Here is a 16262-nt window from a genome sequence, read left to right as displayed (position 1 = left end):
CGCCACGCTCCGGCAGGCCACCGCATCCCCAGAAGGAGAACCCATGACGAGGGCACCCCTGGTGCTGCCTCTGACGCCCCAGCAACGAGGGGTGTACTTCCTGCACTGCCTGGCCCCGGACAGCGCGGTGTACAACGTGCCGATCGTGCTGCGGGTGCGCGGTGGCCTGGACCGTGCGCGGCTGCAGCACGCGGTGGACGTCCTGGTGGCCCGGCATCAGGCGTTGCGGCTGACGGTCCGGGAGAGCGACGGCCAGGTGCTCCAGGTGATCCACCCGGCGGAGTCGGCGCCCCGGGTCGAGGTGAACTGGACCCGGCTGCCGGGCGTGGACCTGCCCACGGCCGCCGCCGAGGTCGTCCGGTACGCGGGCCGGCCCTTCGACGTGGTGCGCGGCCCGCTGCTGCGCGTCGACGTGGTGGAGCTGGGGCCCGAGGAGCACGCGATGGCGCTCTGCTTCCACCACCTGATCATCGACGAGGTCGCGGCGACCGCGCTGGCCGGCGAACTGCACCGGCTGTACGCCGATCCGGCCGCCCTTCCCGAGTCGGGGCCCGAGCACCCGTACGCCGAGTTCTGCTCCGGGCTGCTGGCCGAGCCCGACCCGGCGGGCCTGCGGTTCTGGCAGGAGCGGCTGGCCGGGCTGCCGGTGCTGCCGCTGCCCGAGGAGCATGTCCCCGAGGACCATGGGCTGTTCACCGGTGACCGGGTCGGCTTCACCGTGCCCGAGGCCGTCTCCGCGCGGCTCGCCGAGGTGAGCCGCTCCCACCGGGTCTCGGAGTTCATGGTGTTCCACGCGGCGCTGCTGGTGCTGCTGCACCGGTGGACCGGTGCCGCGGACATCGCGGTCGGCACGCCGATGAGCGGCCGGACCGACCAGCGTTTCGCCGAGACCGTGGGCTTCTTCCAGAACACGGTCGTGCTGCGCGGCGAGGTCGCCCCGGAGCAGAGCTTCGCGGCGCTGCTCAAGGCCTCCCGGCGGACCGTGCTCGAAAGTCTCCAGCGTCAGCACGTGCCCTTCGAGGCCGTCGTGGACGCCACCCGGCCGTCCCGGGAGTCCACGCGCAACCCGCTGTTCCAGGTGGCGCTGGTCTTCAACCGCCGCAAGGTCGAGCAGGACTGGGGGCTGCCCGGTCTCACGGTGGAGCCGCTGCCGTTCCCGTGGCCGACCTCGCACTTCGACCTGGCACTCACCCTGCTGCACGAGTACGGGGTGCTCAAGGGCGACTTCGCCTACAGCGCGCAGCGGTTCTCCCGGGCGACGGCCGAACGGCTGGTCTCGGTGTTCCTGCGGCTGCTCGACGGCCTGCTGTCGGATCCGGACACACCGGTCGCCGACGTGGAGTTGATGGACGATCAGGAACGCGAGCGGGTCGGCGCACTCGGCGCGCGGGCCGGCCGGTACGTGCTGGACGAGCGGCTGCGTCCGCTGCCCCTCGGGTTCTACGGCGCCGTGCACGCCGAGGATCCGGCGACCGGGGAGCTCGTACCGACCGGGGAGCGGGGCCGGTTCGCCCCGGACGGGCGGTTCGAACTGTGGCGGGACCCCGCGGAGGCGGCCCTGGCGGCCCATCCCGGGGTGCTGGCCGCCGCGGTGGTGCGCGGCGACGGGAGCGAGGGCGGCGAACAGGACGTGGCCTGCGTCGTGCCGTGTCCGGGGGCCGAACCGCCCGGGCAGCGGGAGCTGTCGGCCCATCTGCGGGCCCGGGTGCCGGCTCACCTGATCCCCCAGCGGATCGTGGTCCTGGACTCGCTCCCCACCGGGGCGGACGGCCGTCTTGACGCGTCCGTGCTGACCGCCGTGCGTCCGCAGGCGGGGCAGGAACCGGCCGGTCCCGACGACGAGGCGCCGCGCGACGCGGTCGAGCGCCGGCTGGTGGAGCTGTTCGAGGAGCTGCTCGGAGTGCCCGGCCTCGGCCGGCACGACAACTTCTTCGACTTCGGCGGCCAGTCGCTGCTGGCGGTACGGCTCGTGGCACGGGTCGCCGAGGAGCTGGGCCGGCCGCTCGGTGTGGGCGTGTTCATGAACAACCCGACGGTGGCGGCGCTGGCCCGCGTCCTCGCCGAGGGCGCCGCGGCCGAGCCCGGCGGCCTGGTGCGGCTGCGGACTCCCGCGTCGAGTCCGGGCGACGTGGCGGTGGCACTGATCCATCCGGTCGGCGGCACTCTCATGTGCTACGGCGAGCTGGTCGCCCTGCTCCCCGGCGACACGGAGGTCGTCGGCCTGGAGCGGGTGGCGGGTGTCCACCCCGACGACGCCTCCTACGCGGACCTGGTGGACCGGTACGCCACCACCCTGGCCGAGGCCCTGCCCGGTCGTCGGATCGCGCTGCTCGGCTGGTCGCTGGGCGGTGTGCTGGCCCATTCGGTGGCCGGCCGGCTGACCGAACTCGGCCACGACGTCGCCCTGGTGGCCCTGCTGGACTCGCTCGCGCAGCGCACCGACGACGACGCCGAGCGGATGTCCGCGACCGGATCGGAGCTGTTCGCGCTCGCCGAGTCGGTGGGCCGGGACGGCACCGGGGTGCTGGGGACCACCGCCGAACAGCGACTGCTGATGCGGCGCTTCGGCGTCGACCTGGACCTGCTGCGGGAGACGCCCGCGGACCAGGCCGCGCGCATGCTGCGGGACTGGGGCCGGCTGCTCGGGCTGGTGGCCGAATGCGACCCGGCGAAGACGGCCGCGCCGGTCCAGCTGTTCCTGTGTGCGGACAACCCGGCCGGCTACCCGGAGGCGCTCGCCGGGAGCTGGGAGGGGCTGAGCGGGGAACTGGAGCTGCGCCGGGTGCCCGGAACGCACATCGAGGTCCTCGGTTCTCCCGCCGTGGAGCAGATCGCGGAGGCGTTCACAGAGCGGATCGGAAGGTCATGACGGAGCCCAGGGTCGCCCCGGACTGGTACGAGAGCGCCAGTGTGCGCGGTGGCCCGCGCCGGATGCTGGAGGAGGACCAGGAGGCCGGGCTGACGGTCTTTCCCGAGCACCTGGTCCCGCATCTGCACCACGAGGGGCTGGCCGGTGCCGGCGCGGACACCCGCCGGGCACTGCTCACCCAGCACTTCTACCAGTACATGCTGTTCACCTCGCACCTGGAGACCAAGGTCGTCAACCGGGGAGCGGCACTCGTGGCGCACGGGGAGACCGACGTCGAACTCGGTCCCGACGCCCGGCTGGACGCGTTCAAGATCTACAGCGACGAGGCCTACCATGCGCTGTTCAGCCTGGACGTGGTCCAGCAGGTGGAGAAGACCACGGCGGTACCCGTGCTGCCGTACGACTTCGGCCCGCGCATGGCCCGGCTGGACCGGACCGGGCGGGAGTTCCTGCCGGACCACGGCACGCTGGCCCACATCCTCCAGGTGGTCGCCTTCGAGACCGTGGTGACGAGGATGCTGGCCCGCATACCGCGCGACGAGACGGTCTTCAGGGTGGTGCGCGAGGTCGTGGGCGACCACGTCCGTGACGAGGTGCACCACCACGCCTACTTCGCCCGCTACTTCAAGGAGCTGTGGGCGGGTCTGTCGCCGGCGACACGGGTGAAGGTGGCGTGCAGCATGCCGCACTTCGTGAACGACTGCCTGCGACCGGACATCGCCCCGGTGCGGGCCGCTCTGCGCTCGGTCGGCATGCCCGCCGACCGGGCGGAGGAGGTCCTGCGCGACTGCTACCGCGAGGAGGTCCTGACCGCGGGTGTGCGGGACGCGGGACGGCACACGCTGCGGCTGTGCGAGTCGGTGGGCGCGTTCGACATTCCCGAGGCCCGCGAGCAACTGCATCTGCTGGGCCTCGCCGACTGACCGGCCCCCGGCGGCGCCGGCCGCCGGGGGCCCTGCTCCGGGAACCCGGAGGTCACTCCTCCACCAGCGCCGACAGCGCGGCGGCGTCCACCGCGCCGGACGGCAGCCGGGGGAGCCGGCCGAGCACGTGCACGGTGGGGGGCGGCCAGCCCGCGGGCCAGGCGCGGCGGACGACGCGGCGCCAGAGGTGGGGCTCGGTGTCCGCGCCCGCGCACGGCACGACGGCCGCCCGGACCCTGGGCGCTCCCCCGGTGCCGGAGCCGACGACGACCGCGGCCTCGTGGACCCCGGGCAACGCGGCGATCGCCGCCTCGGCCTCGGCACGGTCCAGGGTGCGCCCGACCCAGTGCCGTATCTGGTCCGCCGTTCCCGACAGGCGGACGCGGTCCTCAGGGTCGATCCAGGCGCGGAACACGCCGGGGCGCGGGTCGTCGGCGACACCGAGCAGTCCCGTGACGCCGCGCGGCAGGGTACGCCCGGCGGGGTCGGTCACCCGCAGCCGACGGCCGGGGGCCGGGTCGGTGAGCCAGATGCCGTACGGGTCCCGCGCCCGCCAGGCGCATACGCCGAGCCGCCCGACGACGGGATCGACGACATCCAGCAGGACTCGGCCGCCCGCGGCGGAGTACGCGGCCACCGCGGGCGTCGGCAGGAACTGCTCGACCGGGCAGTGGGCGACCGGCGTGCCGGCCGGTCCGGTCGCCGCCACGGCGGCCAGTTCGGGGAACGACCCGCGTGCGACGGGCGGTTGGTCGGCCTCGGCGGGGTGTACGCGCGTCCCGGCGGGGCGTACGCAGGTCGCGGCCAGGGTGTGCAGCGGTGCGTCGGGCCGGTCGGTGAGCACGTCGAGCAGCCGGGTGAAGTCGGCCGTGAACCGGGCCGCGCCCGCCCGGTCGAGGGCGGCCGGGGTGAAGTCCAGGCGCCCGTAGGCCGCGTCGCCCTCGCGACGCAGTTGCAGGATGAGATCGAAGGACCGCGTCGAGTTGGGGGCGAAGAAGTCCCAGTCGAACTCCAGCCCCGGCACCTCGCCGAGATCCCGCGCGACCGACGGGTACGACACCCCGATCCGGTCGAAGGCGCCCTGGCTGACATCCACGCCGTGCCGTCGGCGCAGTTCGCGCAGCACCCAGCTGAACGGGACCCGGCGGTGCCGGTGGACGAGGCGGAGTGCCTCCCCGCTGCTCGCCAGCAGGTCCCGGAAGGTCGCCTCGGGCCCCACCTCGATCAGGCAGGGGACGACGTTGACCTGGAGGCCGATGTGGTCCCGGGTCTCGGGCACGCTGGTGTCCACCGGGATGCCCAGGACGAAGCGGCGGTTGCCGTACTCGTGGAGCACCGCCGCGGCACAGGCGACCAGACCGGTGAAGAAGCTGACGTCCGCACGCCGGGTCAGCTCGCGCAACCGGGCGCAGTGCTCGGCCGGCAGATCGAAGCGGGGCGTCGGCCGTACCCTGCCGTCCGGCTCGGTCCCGGCGGCCCTGGGCAGAACGAGTCCGGGGAGGGTGGCCAGGTCGGCGGTCAGCCAGTACCGGACGACCTGCTCCAGTTCCTCGTCGATCGCCGGGTGCTCGGGCACCGTCCGTTTCTCGCGCGGGGGTCGGGGGCCGGTCGCGCGGACGCCGGCGAGGGCACGCAGGAACTGACGGGCGAAGACGAACTTGGAGCGTCCGTCGAAGGCGATGTGGTGGACGCCGACGACCAGGGTGTGCCGGTCCGGGGCGTGGGTGAGCAGGGAGAAGGTGATGGGCGAGCGGGTGGTCAGGTCCCAGGGCCCCACGCGGTGCTCCCGGTACCAGGCACGGGCCGCCGTGAGCTCCTCGCCCGGCGCGGCCGCCAGGGGCTGCTCCTCGAACTGGAGCACGGCCTGGGCCGAGTGAACGGCCAGCCGGGCCTCGGTGGTGTCGGTGACCAGCCCGCGCAGCTGTGGGTTGTCCTCGCACACGGTCAGGCAGGCGGCCCGCACCTGTTCGGCGGTCACCTCGCCGGTGACGAGGACCGAGAGGAAGCCGCCGTTGATGGACCGCGGATGCAGTTGCTGCTCCAGCCACATCGCCTCCTGCGCCGGGGACAGCCGCACCAGGTGCGGTGCGGCGTCGGCCGCCTCCGCCGTCTCAGCCACGGTCCGCCTCCGCCGTCCCCGTCCTCGCCGTCCTCGCCGTCCCCGTGCCCGCCGTGCCCGGCAGTTCCCGCCGGGCGATCTTCCCGTTGGCCGTCAGCGGCAGCTCCGGCACGACGACGAAGCGGGCCGGGACCATGTAGTCGGGCAGGGCGGCGGCGCAGGCGGCCCGCAGTGTCGCGGTGTCCAGCCGGTGGGCGCCGTCCTCGGCGACGGGTACGACGTAGGCGTGCAGCGCCGTCGTCCGGCCCCCTCCGTGTCCGACCACGGCGGCCCTGCGCACGCCGGGGACCGCACTCAGGACGGCCTCGATCTCACCCGGCTCCACGCGGTATCCGCGCACCTTGAGCTGGTCGTCGATCCGGCCCACGAAGTGCAGCAGACCGTTCTCCAGGCGCACCAGGTCGCCGGTGAGATAGCCGCGCCGGGTGCCGCCGGTGACGTACGGCAGTTCGCGGAACCGCTCCTCGGTCAGCCGCTCGTCGCCGAGGTAACCCGCCGCCAGGCAGCGGCCGGTGACGACGAGTTCGGCCTCCTCGCCCTCCTCGAAGGGCCCGAGGATCCCCTCCCGCAGCCGCGTCAGGCCGGCCCCGGCCACGGGTCCGCCCAGCGGCGGGTGCGCGGGCCAGGCCGCCGGATCCGCCGGCAGGCGGTACTCGGTCACCACGTGGGTCTCACTGGGGCCGTACTGGTTGACCAGGGTCGCGTCGAGGTCCGCGAACAGCGCGCGTACCTCCTCGTTGACCACCAGCCGCTCTCCCGCGACGACGACCTCCCGCAGCGCGGGCAGGCGGTGGCCGGTCACCGGCACCGCGACGGCCAAGGCGTGCAGGGAGGCCACCGGGAGGAAGGCCCGGGCGACGTCGTACCGCTCCAGCAGGGCCGCGAGCAGGAACGGGTCCCGGCGCGTCACGTCGTCGGCCACGACCAGCGGCGCGCCCGCGGCCCAGGTCGCCACCAGCTCCTGGAAACCGACGTCGAAGCCGACCGACGCGGCGTGCAGGGTGCGCGGCGGCTCGGGCCGCTCCCAGGCGTCCAGGTGCCAGGCCGCCAGATCCTCCAGCACCACGGGCGGGACCGCCACGCATTTCGGTGTACCCGTGGAGCCGGATGTGGCGACGACGTAGGCGACCGGACCGGTCACGTCGGGCGCCGGGTCCGGGCCGGTGGCCACGGCGAGTTCCCCGGCCGCGAGCACGGTCACCTCCGGGCCGAGGCCGACGGCGGGCGCCCCGCCGTCGGCCAGCGCCAGCCGGACTCCGGCGGCCCCGGTGATCCGGGCCAGCCGCTGTTCCGGCAGGCTCGGGTCCAGGGCGACGACCGCGGCGCCGGCACGCCAGACGCCCAGCACGGCGGCGCACCGCCACCAGCCGCGCGGCGCCAGCACCCCGACCGCCTGGCCGGGAACCACGCCGCGCTCGGCCAGCCCGGCCGCGATCCGGGCGGAGGCGCTGTCCAGCTGCGCGTAGGTGTATGCGGTGTCCCCGTGCATCACCGCGATTCGGCTCGCGTACTTCTCGCCGGCGGTGACGAGCAGGTCGATGAGCGGCATCAGAGCTCGACCCGCACACCGGACTCGAACCAGTGGTGCAGCTGCACCGCCGCCTCGATGCTCATCCGGGTCACCCCGGCCCGCAGGCCGAAGGTCGGGTCGCCGAGGACGGACTCGACCCGCGCGGGGTCCAGCAGGTCGTTCACCCGGGCCCCGGACCGCGTGGTGATGTCCCTCAGCTGGGCCCGCAGCGCCGTGCGGTAGGCGGGGTCCTGGACGGTCGGGTACGGGGACTTCTTGCGTTCCAGCACCGACTGCGGCAGCAGATCGCGGACCGCGGCGCGCAGCAGGCTCTTCTCCCGCCCGTCGGCGACCTTCATCTCCCACGGCACGCTGTAGACGTACTCGGCGAGTTCGTGGTCGCAGAACGGCACCCGGCCCTCGATCGAGGCGGCCATCCCGAGGCGGTCCTTGCGGTCCAGGATGACCCGCAGGTAGCGGGTCATGTTGAGGTACGTGATCTCCCGCATCCGGCGCTCGTGCGCGGACTCCTCACCGGTCAGCGGGACCTCGGTGAGCGCCTCCTCGTAGCGGGCCTGCGTGTACCCGGCGAAGTCGAGCTCGTGGTACAGCTCGCGGTCCAGGAGTCCGGACAGGAACTCCATCCGGTGCGAGGCGCCGAGCCAGGGGAAGGTCCGGGACTTCACGTAGAACGGGTCGTGGAACCACATGTATCCGCCGAACAGCTCGTCCGAGCCGTCGCCGGTGAGGGTGACCGTGCAGAAGCGGCGGACCTCCTGGGAGAGCCGGTACAGCGACACGTACATGTCGAGTCCGGCGACGGGCCGGTCGTGGGCCCGCACCACGGCCGCCTGGGCCTCGGGGTCGGCGAGGTGGTCCCTGTCGATCAGCAGCTCACGGTGCTCGCTGCCCAGGTGCGCGGCCATCTTGGCGACGTACGGGGCGTCCGGGGAGTCGTGCACCTCGTCGGGACGGAAGTTCTCCAGGTGGTAGGCGAACTCCATGGAGAAGGTACGCAGTTGCTCGTCACCGCCGAGGGAGCGGTTGACCAGGGCGCAGACCGCGCTGGAGTCCAGGCCGCCGGAGAGCATGGAGGAGATCGGCACGTCCGCCGTCACCTGTCGCCGGATGATGTCCTCCAGCATCTCGCGCACGGTCCGCTCCGTGGTGGCAAGGTCGTCCGTGTGCTCGCGGGGGGTGAAGTTCCAGTACCGGGCGCGGCTGACGCCCGCGCGCGAATAGCGGACCACCTCGCCCGGGATCACCTCACGGGTGTGCCGGAACACCGACAGGCCCGGCGTGGGGGTGAAGGACAGCGCCTCCAGCAGGCCGGCCCGGTCCACGACCGGGTCGACCAGTCCTGTGGTGAACAGCGCCTTGGGCTCGGAACCGAAGGCGAAGCCGTCCGGCGTCTCGGCGTAGAACAGCGGATAGATGCCGAAGCGGTCGCGGATCAGGACGAGTTCCTCGCGCCGCACGTCCCACACGGCGAAGGCGAACATGCCGCGCAGCCGTTCGGCGCAGGCCGGGCCCCACTCCTCGTAGGCGCGCAGCACCACCTCGGTGTCGCTGCGGTCGCGGAACCGATGGCCGCGGCGGCGCAGTTCGTCGCGGAGTTCGGCGAAGTTGAAGACCTCGCCGGTGTAGCTCAGGACGACGGTCTCGCGGCCGGCCTCGTCCGTCGCGACGGCGGGCTGGTGGCCGCCCTCCAGGTCGACCACGGCCAGCCGGCGGGGCACGAACAGCGCCCGCGGGGAGGACCAGTCGCTCACTTCGTCCGGACCGCGCAGAGCGAGCGCGCCACGCATCGACTCGGCCAGGTCGGGGCGGTGCGAGAGGTCTTGGGTGAAGGAGACGAGGCCGACTATGCCGCACATGGAAAAGCGCTCCCAGCGTCGCAGTCCCCGCGTGGGCCTCGGATCAAGGCGGGTGCGAGGACCCGGGGGTGAAAGACGGTGTTGGAGAACGAGGATCACGCGTGGCGCCCCGCACGTCACCCCGGATGGCAGCTAGTTGCCAGGTCTCGTGTTCCGGCTTCCGGATGCGCTTGTCGCGCGCGGAAGGTCTTCGGGAGAACCCGAAGTTGGAGAGTGCATGTCCGAACCCACCCACGAAGCCCCTCGCACCGAGCCGACGGCGCGTCTGCGTCCGGTGCTCGACAGGATCGTGAGCTACAAGCCGGGCGGGCCGGTGCGCTCCCCCGACGGGCGGTCGTATCCGCTGGCGTCGAACGAGTCCCCCTACGAGCCGCCGCCCGCGGTGGTGAAGGCGATCGGCGCGGCCGCGCTGGGCGTGCACCGCTATCCGGACGACGCCGCCACCGAGCTGATCGCCGAGATCGCCCGGCATCTCGGTGTCGCCGAGGACGCCGTCGCGGTGGGGTGCGGTTCGGTCGGGATCTGCCAGATGCTGCTGGAGGCCGTCGCGGAGCCGGGGGCCGAAGTGCTGTACGCGTGGCGGTCGTTCGAGGCGTATCCGCTCCTCACCGCGCTGTCGGGCGCCACGTCCGTGCAGATTCCGCTGCGGGACGGCGTGCACGACCTCGCCGCGATGGCGGACGCCCTCACCGAGCGGACGCGTCTGGTCTTCGTCTGCAACCCGAACAACCCGACCGGAACGGCGGTGCACCGGGCCGAGCTGGCGTCCTTCCTCGACCGGGTGCCGGCCGACTGCCTGGTGGTCCTCGACGAGGCCTATCGCGAGTACGTCCGTGACGAGCGCGTGCCCGACGGGCTCACCCTGCTGGCGGGCCGGCCCAACGTGCTGGTGCTGCGCACCTTCTCCAAGGCCTACGGCCTGGCCGGGCTGCGCGTCGGCTACGCGGTGGGCGACCCGGCGCTGATCGCGGGCGTCCGCAAGGCCCACCTCCCCTTCAGCGTCAACAGCGTCGCCCTGGCCGCAGCGCTCGCCGCGCTCGGGTCGGAGGCGGAGCTGATGGCCCGGGTGGAGTCCACGGTCCAGGAACGCGGACGCGTCCGCGCGGCGCTGATCGAGCAGGGCTACTCGGTACCCGCCGGCGAGGCCAACTTCCTCTGGCTGGAGCTGGGCGACCGGTCCGCCGCCTTCGCCGCCGCCTGCGCGGCCGCGGGCGTGGCCGTGCGGGCCTTCGCCGGCGACGGGGTCCGTGTGTCGATCGGCTCCCCCACGGAGAACGACGCGTTCCTCACGGCAGCGGCCGCCTTCACCGGCCGGCACGGCTGACCCCCGCCGGCCGGCGGGCCCCGCACGGCGCCGCCGCGCCACGGGCCCGCCGGCACGGCCGCCTCAGGCGCGTGCCGCCTTGCGCAGCGGCACGGTGGGGTCGGCGGCGAGGTCCGGGTCCAGCGTGGTTCCGGCCTCGATCAGCCGGCGGCCCTGGACCATGTCGCGCGGACGGTCGACGGTCAGCAGGGCCGTCGGCCGGTCGCCGGTGAACCAGAGCACGGCCCAGTCGGGGTCGTCGGGAGAGCCGCGCAGCACCATCCGTTCGGCGGCCTGGTGATGACCGGCGTACTGCACCATCCGGCCGAACTGCTCCGACCAGAAGTACGGTGCCGGGTCGTACGCGGCGTCCTGGCCCAGCAGCGCGGCGGCGGCGACGTCGGGAGCGTTGAGGGCCGTGTCCCAGTGCTCGACCAGGAGCCGTCGCCCGTAGCGCGCCGACCACCAGGCGGCGCAGTCCCCCACCGCCACCACCTCGGGCCGGGACGTGCGCAGCGAGCCGTCGACGACGATCCCCCGGTCGAGCTCCAGCCCCGAACCCTCCAGCCAGGCGACCTCCGGGCGGGCGCCGATGCCGGCCACCACCGCGTCGGCCGGCAGGAACTCCCCGTCGGCCGTGGTCAGTCCGCCGGGGTCGACCGAGACGACCTTGACCCCGCACCGCAGTTCGACGCCCGCCTCGGCGTACCAGCCGGCGGTCAGTGCGCCGACCTGGCTGCCGAGCACCCCGGCCAGCGGGGCGTCACCCGCCTCCAGCACGGTCACCCGGCAGCCGCGCCGGGCCGCCAGTGTGGCCACCTCGGCCCCGATCCAGCCCGCGCCGACCATCACCACCCGCGCGCCCTCGTGCAGGGCGGCCCGCAGCACCCGCGCGTCGTCCACCGTCCGCAGGACGTGCTGGGGTCCGGTGCCGGGCAGCCTCACCGGCGCGGCACCGGTGGCGATCACCAGCCCGTCGAAGTCCAGCGGTCCGGCGGACGTCCGCAGCACCCCGCCGGGCCGGTCCGGGTGCGGGCGCAGTTCCTCGGCGCGGTGCCCGAGCCGGGGCACACAGCCCAGCCGTGCCCAGTCGACGGGGAACGTCGTGTCCCCGCTCTCTCCGGACAGCACGGCCTTCGACAGCGGCGGCCGGTCGTAGGGTTCGTGGATCTCCGCCCCCACGAGGGTCAGTTCCCCGGCGAAGCCCCGCTCGCGCAGTGCCTCGACCGCACGCAGCCCGGCGAGACCGCCACCGACGACGATCACCTTCTTCATCGGTCCAGCTCCCGTTCCTGCTTGTCGATGGTGTCCTCGGCCGCGGCCACCGCCTTCGCCAGCGCCCGCTTGACCGGTATGCCGAGTTGCCGCGCCGCCGCGGCCACGTCCTCGTACTCCGGCTGGACGTTGACGACGCGCCCCCGGTATGAGCCGACCTTGACCCGGATGGCGGCACCGGCCACGTCGACGGTGACGAACGCCCGCTCCAGTTCGCGCTTGGCCACCGGGTACTCGCGCAGCCCGAGGGTGGGCGTCTCGGTCAGCACGGTCTCCCGGACGGCCGGCAGCAGCGCGGGCGGGCAGAGGACCGACAGTGTGTGCGCGGGTCGTCCCTTCTTCATCAGGATGGGGGTGAGCCAGGCGTCGAAGGCGCCGGCGTCCATCAGCCGGGCCAGGACCCGCGGCCAGATCCGCGGGTCGAGGTCGTCGACGTTGGTCTCGACGATCACCGCCTCCCGGGCCGCCGGTGCGGGCCCCCGCTCCTCGCCGAGGACCACCCGTACGACGTTGGGGACGCCCGGCAGATCCCGGGTGCCGGCGCCCGTGCCGGTGCCGAGCACCCGCAGCGGGGGCAGACCGCCCCACCCCGAGCAGAACTCCAGCACGAGTGCGGCGCCGGTCGGGGTGCACATCTCGAAGGGCAGGTCACCGGAGTGCGCCGGTGCCCCGTGATCGGCGAGCAGCCGCAGCACCGCCGGCACCGGCACCGGGATCTCCCCGTGGGCACTGCGGGTACGGCCGCCGCCCAGGGTCAGGGGGGTCGCTGTCGCCGTGCCGATACCCAGCTCATGGAAGGCCGCGCAGGCACCGACCACGTCCCCGATCGCGTCGAGCGCGCCGACCTCGTGGAAGTGGACGTCGTCGACGGCGATGCCGTGCACGGCCGCCTCGGCGTGCGCCAGCCGGGAGAAGACGGACAGCGCCGACTGCCGCACGGGCTCGGGCAGTTGTGCCTCCGCCAGCTGTGTCCGGATGGACCGCCAGGTGCGGTGCGGGGGCTGGACGGCGGTGTCCACGTGCACCTTCGTCGCGGCCAGTCCGCAGCGTGTGACCTGCTCCGTCCGCAGGGTGATCGCACCGGGTGCGACCGCCTCGACGGCCCGCCGGACAGCCACCGGGGAGGCTCCGGCGTCGATCAGGGCTCCCAGGAGCATGTCCCCGGACGCCCCGGACGAGCAGTCGAACCAGGCGGTGGTCCGCGTGCTCATGCGCTCACCGGCCCCGGCTCGGCCACCCGGGCCCGCACCATGCGGCGGGTCATCCGGGCCGCCGCGACGGCCGCGCCGAACCCGTTGTCGATGTTGCACACCAGCACACCGGGGCCGCACGAGTTGAGCATGGTGAGCAGCGGCGCGATGCCGCCCAGGGCGCTGCCGTAGCCGACGCTGGTGGGCACCGCCACGACCGGCACGCCGACCAGCCCGGCGACCACGCTGGGCAGGGCGCCGTCCATGCCGGCGACCACGATCAGACAGTCCGCGGCGTCCAGTTCGTCCCGCACCGCGATGACCCGGTGGATGCCGGCCACACCGACGTCGCGCACCTGGCCGGTGGCGCAGCCGAACTCGGCCGCGACGAAGGCGGCCTCACGGGCCACCGGTTCGTCCGAGGTCCCGGCGCTGACCACCAGGACCCTGCCGCCGGAGTCCGCCGGCTCGCCGAGGGCGGCGCAGCGGGCCACCGGATCGATCCGCGCGTCGGGGAACGCCTCGCCGATCGCCCGCAGCGCCTCGTCCGTCAGCCGGGTCGCCAGCGCCGAGCGGTGTCCCGGCTGTTCCCGCAGCGCCCGGAGCAGGGCGACGTTCTGGTCCGGGGTCTTGCCCGCGCCGTAGACGACCTCGGGGTCGCCGGTGCGCAGGGCGCGATGGGTGTCCAGGCGGGCGAAGCCGAGGTCCTCCGCGCCGGTTCCGGCACCGCCGCCCAGCGGTCCGCGCACCAGCGTCGACAGCGCCTCGTCGGTCGTCGCCGTGCCCGCGGACACCCGCTCCAGCAGGGCCCGCACCTCGTCACGATCCATGGCTCGGCCGCTCCTCGTCCGTCCCGGTCCCCGAGTTCTCGTTGAGAGAGCCGGACCGGAATCCGCGCGGGTCGACGTCCACGGCGGCGAAGCCCGCGCGCCGTACGGAGTCCAGCGCGTCCGCGCAGGCCAGTACGGCGGCCACCGCGGACCGGTCGACCTGGATCAGGGCCCGCTCGCCGAGGTCACGCACCCTCAGGTCGTAGCTGTCGATGCCCGCGCGCCGCAGACTGGCCCGCAGCGACCGCTCGGCGTCGTCGATCCGGGCCAGCCGCTCCCGGGTGATGCCCAGTCCGTAGGCGACCCGGCTGGACAGACAGGGCGAGGCCGGTTTGTCCCAGGTCGGCAGGGACCAGGCCCGGCTCACCGCGCGGACCTGGTCCTTGGTCAGTCCGGCGTCGGCCAGCGGGGTGACCACGCCGTGCCGGGCGGCGGCGCGGATACCGGGGCGGAACCGGTCCACCCGGTCGTCCGCGTTGGTCCCGGTCGCCACGTGCGCGAAGCCCTGCTCGGCGGCGAGCGCGATCAGCCGTCCGGCCAGCTCGTCCTTGCAGAACCAGCAGCGCGCGGGCGAGTTCTCCCGGTATCCGTCCGAGTCCAGCTCGTGGGTGGGGACGAAGATGTGGCGCGCGCCGATGTCCCGGGCGATGTCCTGGACCGCGGCGCGCTCGGTGCGCGACAGGCTGGCCGAGTCGCCGGTGGCGGCGAGCACCCGGTCCGGGCCGAGCGCGCGCAGTGCGGCCGCCAGCAGCAGTGCGGAGTCGGCGCCGCCGGAGAACGCCACGATCACCGAGCCCAGGGCGGTCAGCTCCGCGTGGAGTGCGTCGAGCCGGTCGGCCGGCAGCTCGGGCGGGACATCGGCGCGCGGGGCCGGTTCGCGTGTCGGTGTCACTCGATCTCCAGCGCGGACAGCATCGGGCGGAGCTTCGCGCGGGTCTCCGCGTACTCCACCGCGGGGTCGGAGTCGGCGACGAGACCGCAGCCGGCGTACAGCGACGCGGAGGCCCCGGCCAGCAGGGCGGAGCGGATGGCGACGGCGAACTGCCCCTGTCCGGACGGATCGGCCCAGCCCACCACGCCCGCGTACCAGCCGCGGTCGAAGCCCTCGTTGTCGGTGAGCCAGCTCAGCGCCTCCCGACGCGGCTGGCCGCCGAGCGCGGGCGTCGGATGCAGCCCCTCCACGAAGTCGAGGATGCCCGTGCCGCTGTCCGCGCCCAGTCTCCCGCAGACCTTGGTGGACAGGTGCTGCACATGGGCGAGCTTGACCACGCGGGGCGGTGTCTCGGCGGTGACCTCGACGCACCCGTCGGCGAGCGCGTCCCGCAGCATCTGGACGACGACGTCGTGCTCGTGCTGGATCTTGGCGCTGTCGACCAGCTCGCGCTCGCGGGCCGCGTCCTCCTCGGGCGTGCCGCCGCGGGGGGTGGTTCCGGCCAGCCCCAGGGCGTGTACGTCGCGGCCCTCGACGCGGACCAGGTACTCGGGGGTGGCGCCGAGGAAGGTGTACTCGTCGTGGCCGACCGCGAAGACGGTGGTGCCGGGGTCGGCGGCCAGCAGCCGGTCGGCCGCGGCCGGTATGTCGAAGGCGGCGGACGCGGTGACCTGCACCTCGCGTGCCAGGACCACCTTCTCGAAGTCCCCGGCGCGGATCCGGCCGGTGGCGCGGCGGACCAGGTCCCGCCAGTCCTCGGCGGTCGGCTTCTCGGTGCTGTGCCAGGTGCGCTGTGCCGTCGGCGTCGTCGGCACGCCGGGCTCGTCCTCGGCGGCGAGGTACAGCTCGGCGATCCGGCCGAGTTCCTTGGCCGCCTGCTCCGGGTCGTCGTCCCGGGTCAGGACGGCGTTCAGGCGCAGTTCGGCCGGGCCCGGACGGTCACCGGCGTCGGCCGCTCGGGAGCGGAGCTGGAACGCGGGCACCCAGACCAGGGTGTCGGGCAGCGGCCCTTCCGGTCCGGTGCCGTCGGGGCTGAACGCGAACCCGCCGATCGCCAGCGGGCCGTCGCCCGAGGGCTGTGCGGGGTCGGCGGTACCGCCGTGGACCAGGTCGTGCGAGAGCTGTGCCCAGGCGGACCGTACGGACCGGACGCGAGCTGTGCCCCGGCCCGGCAGCTCGTGTGCCGTGTCGAGGGCGACGACGCAGCCCTGGTCCCACGCCGAGCGCCACAGCAGGGAGCGCCGGGTCAGCGGGCGGGCACTGCGCCATACCGCCATCGGGTCGACGGCCGGCAACGGTTTCGCCCAGCTGACGAGCACCGGGCGGCCGTCCCGTCCGGCCCGCGCGTGGCCCTCGCGGCAGGTGTCGAGCAGACTCGAGCGGTCGGTGTCGTCGAAGTCGCCGGCCGCCGCTGCCTCGGTGGGGGCCGCCATGT

General features: G+C 74.2%; 11 protein-coding genes. 3 read left to right on the top strand and 8 right to left on the bottom strand.

The genetic code is table 11. The features are described 5' to 3' along the window. Nucleotides 1–43: 43 nt before the first annotated feature. A complete protein-coding gene (locus ABZ865_RS12810; protein WP_361228219.1) occupies nt 44–2869 on the top strand; it encodes a condensation domain-containing protein in 2826 nt (941 codons plus the stop codon). After that, nucleotides 2866–3792 carry a diiron oxygenase gene (locus ABZ865_RS12805; protein WP_361228216.1) on the top strand — a complete coding sequence of 309 codons (927 nt, stop codon included), beginning with the start codon at nt 2866–2868 and terminating at the stop codon, nt 3790–3792. The genes ABZ865_RS12810 and ABZ865_RS12805 overlap by 4 nt, the downstream gene beginning before the upstream one ends. A 52-nt stretch (nt 3793–3844) precedes the next feature. Here the strand turns inward: ABZ865_RS12805 and ABZ865_RS12800 are convergent, their stop codons facing one another. From ABZ865_RS12800 to asnB, 3 genes are read right to left on the bottom strand one after another with little or no spacing between them, the layout of a single operon-like run. Next, entirely contained in the window at nt 3845–5911 is a 2067-nt protein-coding gene (locus ABZ865_RS12800) for a condensation domain-containing protein (protein WP_361228214.1), read from the bottom strand. Beyond that, a complete protein-coding gene (locus ABZ865_RS12795) occupies nt 5904–7460 on the bottom strand; it encodes an AMP-binding protein (RefSeq protein WP_361228211.1) in 1557 nt (518 codons plus the stop codon). The genes ABZ865_RS12800 and ABZ865_RS12795 overlap by 8 nt, the downstream gene beginning before the upstream one ends. Next, nucleotides 7460–9298, bottom strand: coding sequence for an asparagine synthase (glutamine-hydrolyzing) (gene asnB, locus ABZ865_RS12790; RefSeq protein WP_361228208.1), 1839 nt, complete (start codon nt 9296–9298; stop codon nt 7460–7462). The genes ABZ865_RS12795 and asnB overlap by 1 nt, the downstream gene beginning before the upstream one ends. 217 nt (nt 9299–9515) lie before the next feature. Between asnB and hisC the strand changes: the two genes are divergently transcribed. Then, nucleotides 9516–10622 carry a histidinol-phosphate transaminase gene (hisC, locus tag ABZ865_RS12785; RefSeq protein WP_361228205.1) on the top strand — a complete coding sequence of 369 codons (1107 nt, stop codon included), beginning with the start codon at nt 9516–9518 and terminating at the stop codon, nt 10620–10622. A 63-nt stretch (nt 10623–10685) separates the two neighbouring features. Here hisC and ABZ865_RS12780 read toward each other — a convergent pair whose 3' ends face one another. The 5 genes from ABZ865_RS12780 to ABZ865_RS12760 are packed head-to-tail and all read right to left on the bottom strand — an operon-like array spanning nt 10686 to nt 16260. Further along, the gene (locus ABZ865_RS12780) at nt 10686–11876 is read right to left on the bottom strand and encodes an FAD-dependent oxidoreductase (RefSeq protein WP_361228202.1); all 1191 of its coding nucleotides are present in this window, start codon (nt 11874–11876) and stop codon (nt 10686–10688) included. After that, nucleotides 11873–13087, bottom strand: coding sequence for a nickel pincer cofactor biosynthesis protein LarC (gene larC, locus ABZ865_RS12775; RefSeq protein ID WP_361228200.1), 1215 nt, complete (start codon nt 13085–13087; stop codon nt 11873–11875). The genes ABZ865_RS12780 and larC overlap by 4 nt, the downstream gene beginning before the upstream one ends. Continuing rightward, nucleotides 13084–13896 (bottom strand): nickel pincer cofactor biosynthesis protein LarB, encoded by an 813-nt coding sequence (gene larB, locus ABZ865_RS12770; RefSeq protein WP_361228198.1) that lies wholly within the window; start codon nt 13894–13896, stop codon nt 13084–13086. Before larB ends, larC begins: the two co-directional genes overlap by 4 nt. Further along, the gene (gene larE, locus ABZ865_RS12765) at nt 13886–14788 is read right to left on the bottom strand and encodes an ATP-dependent sacrificial sulfur transferase LarE (RefSeq protein ID WP_361228195.1); all 903 of its coding nucleotides are present in this window, start codon (nt 14786–14788) and stop codon (nt 13886–13888) included. Before larE ends, larB begins: the two co-directional genes overlap by 11 nt. Next, nucleotides 14785–16260, bottom strand: a complete 1476-nt coding sequence (locus ABZ865_RS12760; RefSeq protein ID WP_361228192.1) for an isochorismate synthase — start codon at nt 16258–16260, stop codon at nt 14785–14787. Before ABZ865_RS12760 ends, larE begins: the two co-directional genes overlap by 4 nt. Between the last annotated feature and the right edge of the window lie 2 nt (nt 16261–16262).

Origin of the sequence: Streptomyces sp. NPDC047085 (genome assembly GCF_040643735.1) — a bacterium.
Lineage (GTDB): Bacteria > Actinomycetota > Actinomycetes > Streptomycetales > Streptomycetaceae > Streptomyces.
The sequence above is the reverse complement of the archived record's forward strand: the minus strand, read 5'-3'. Positions and strand labels throughout refer to the sequence as shown.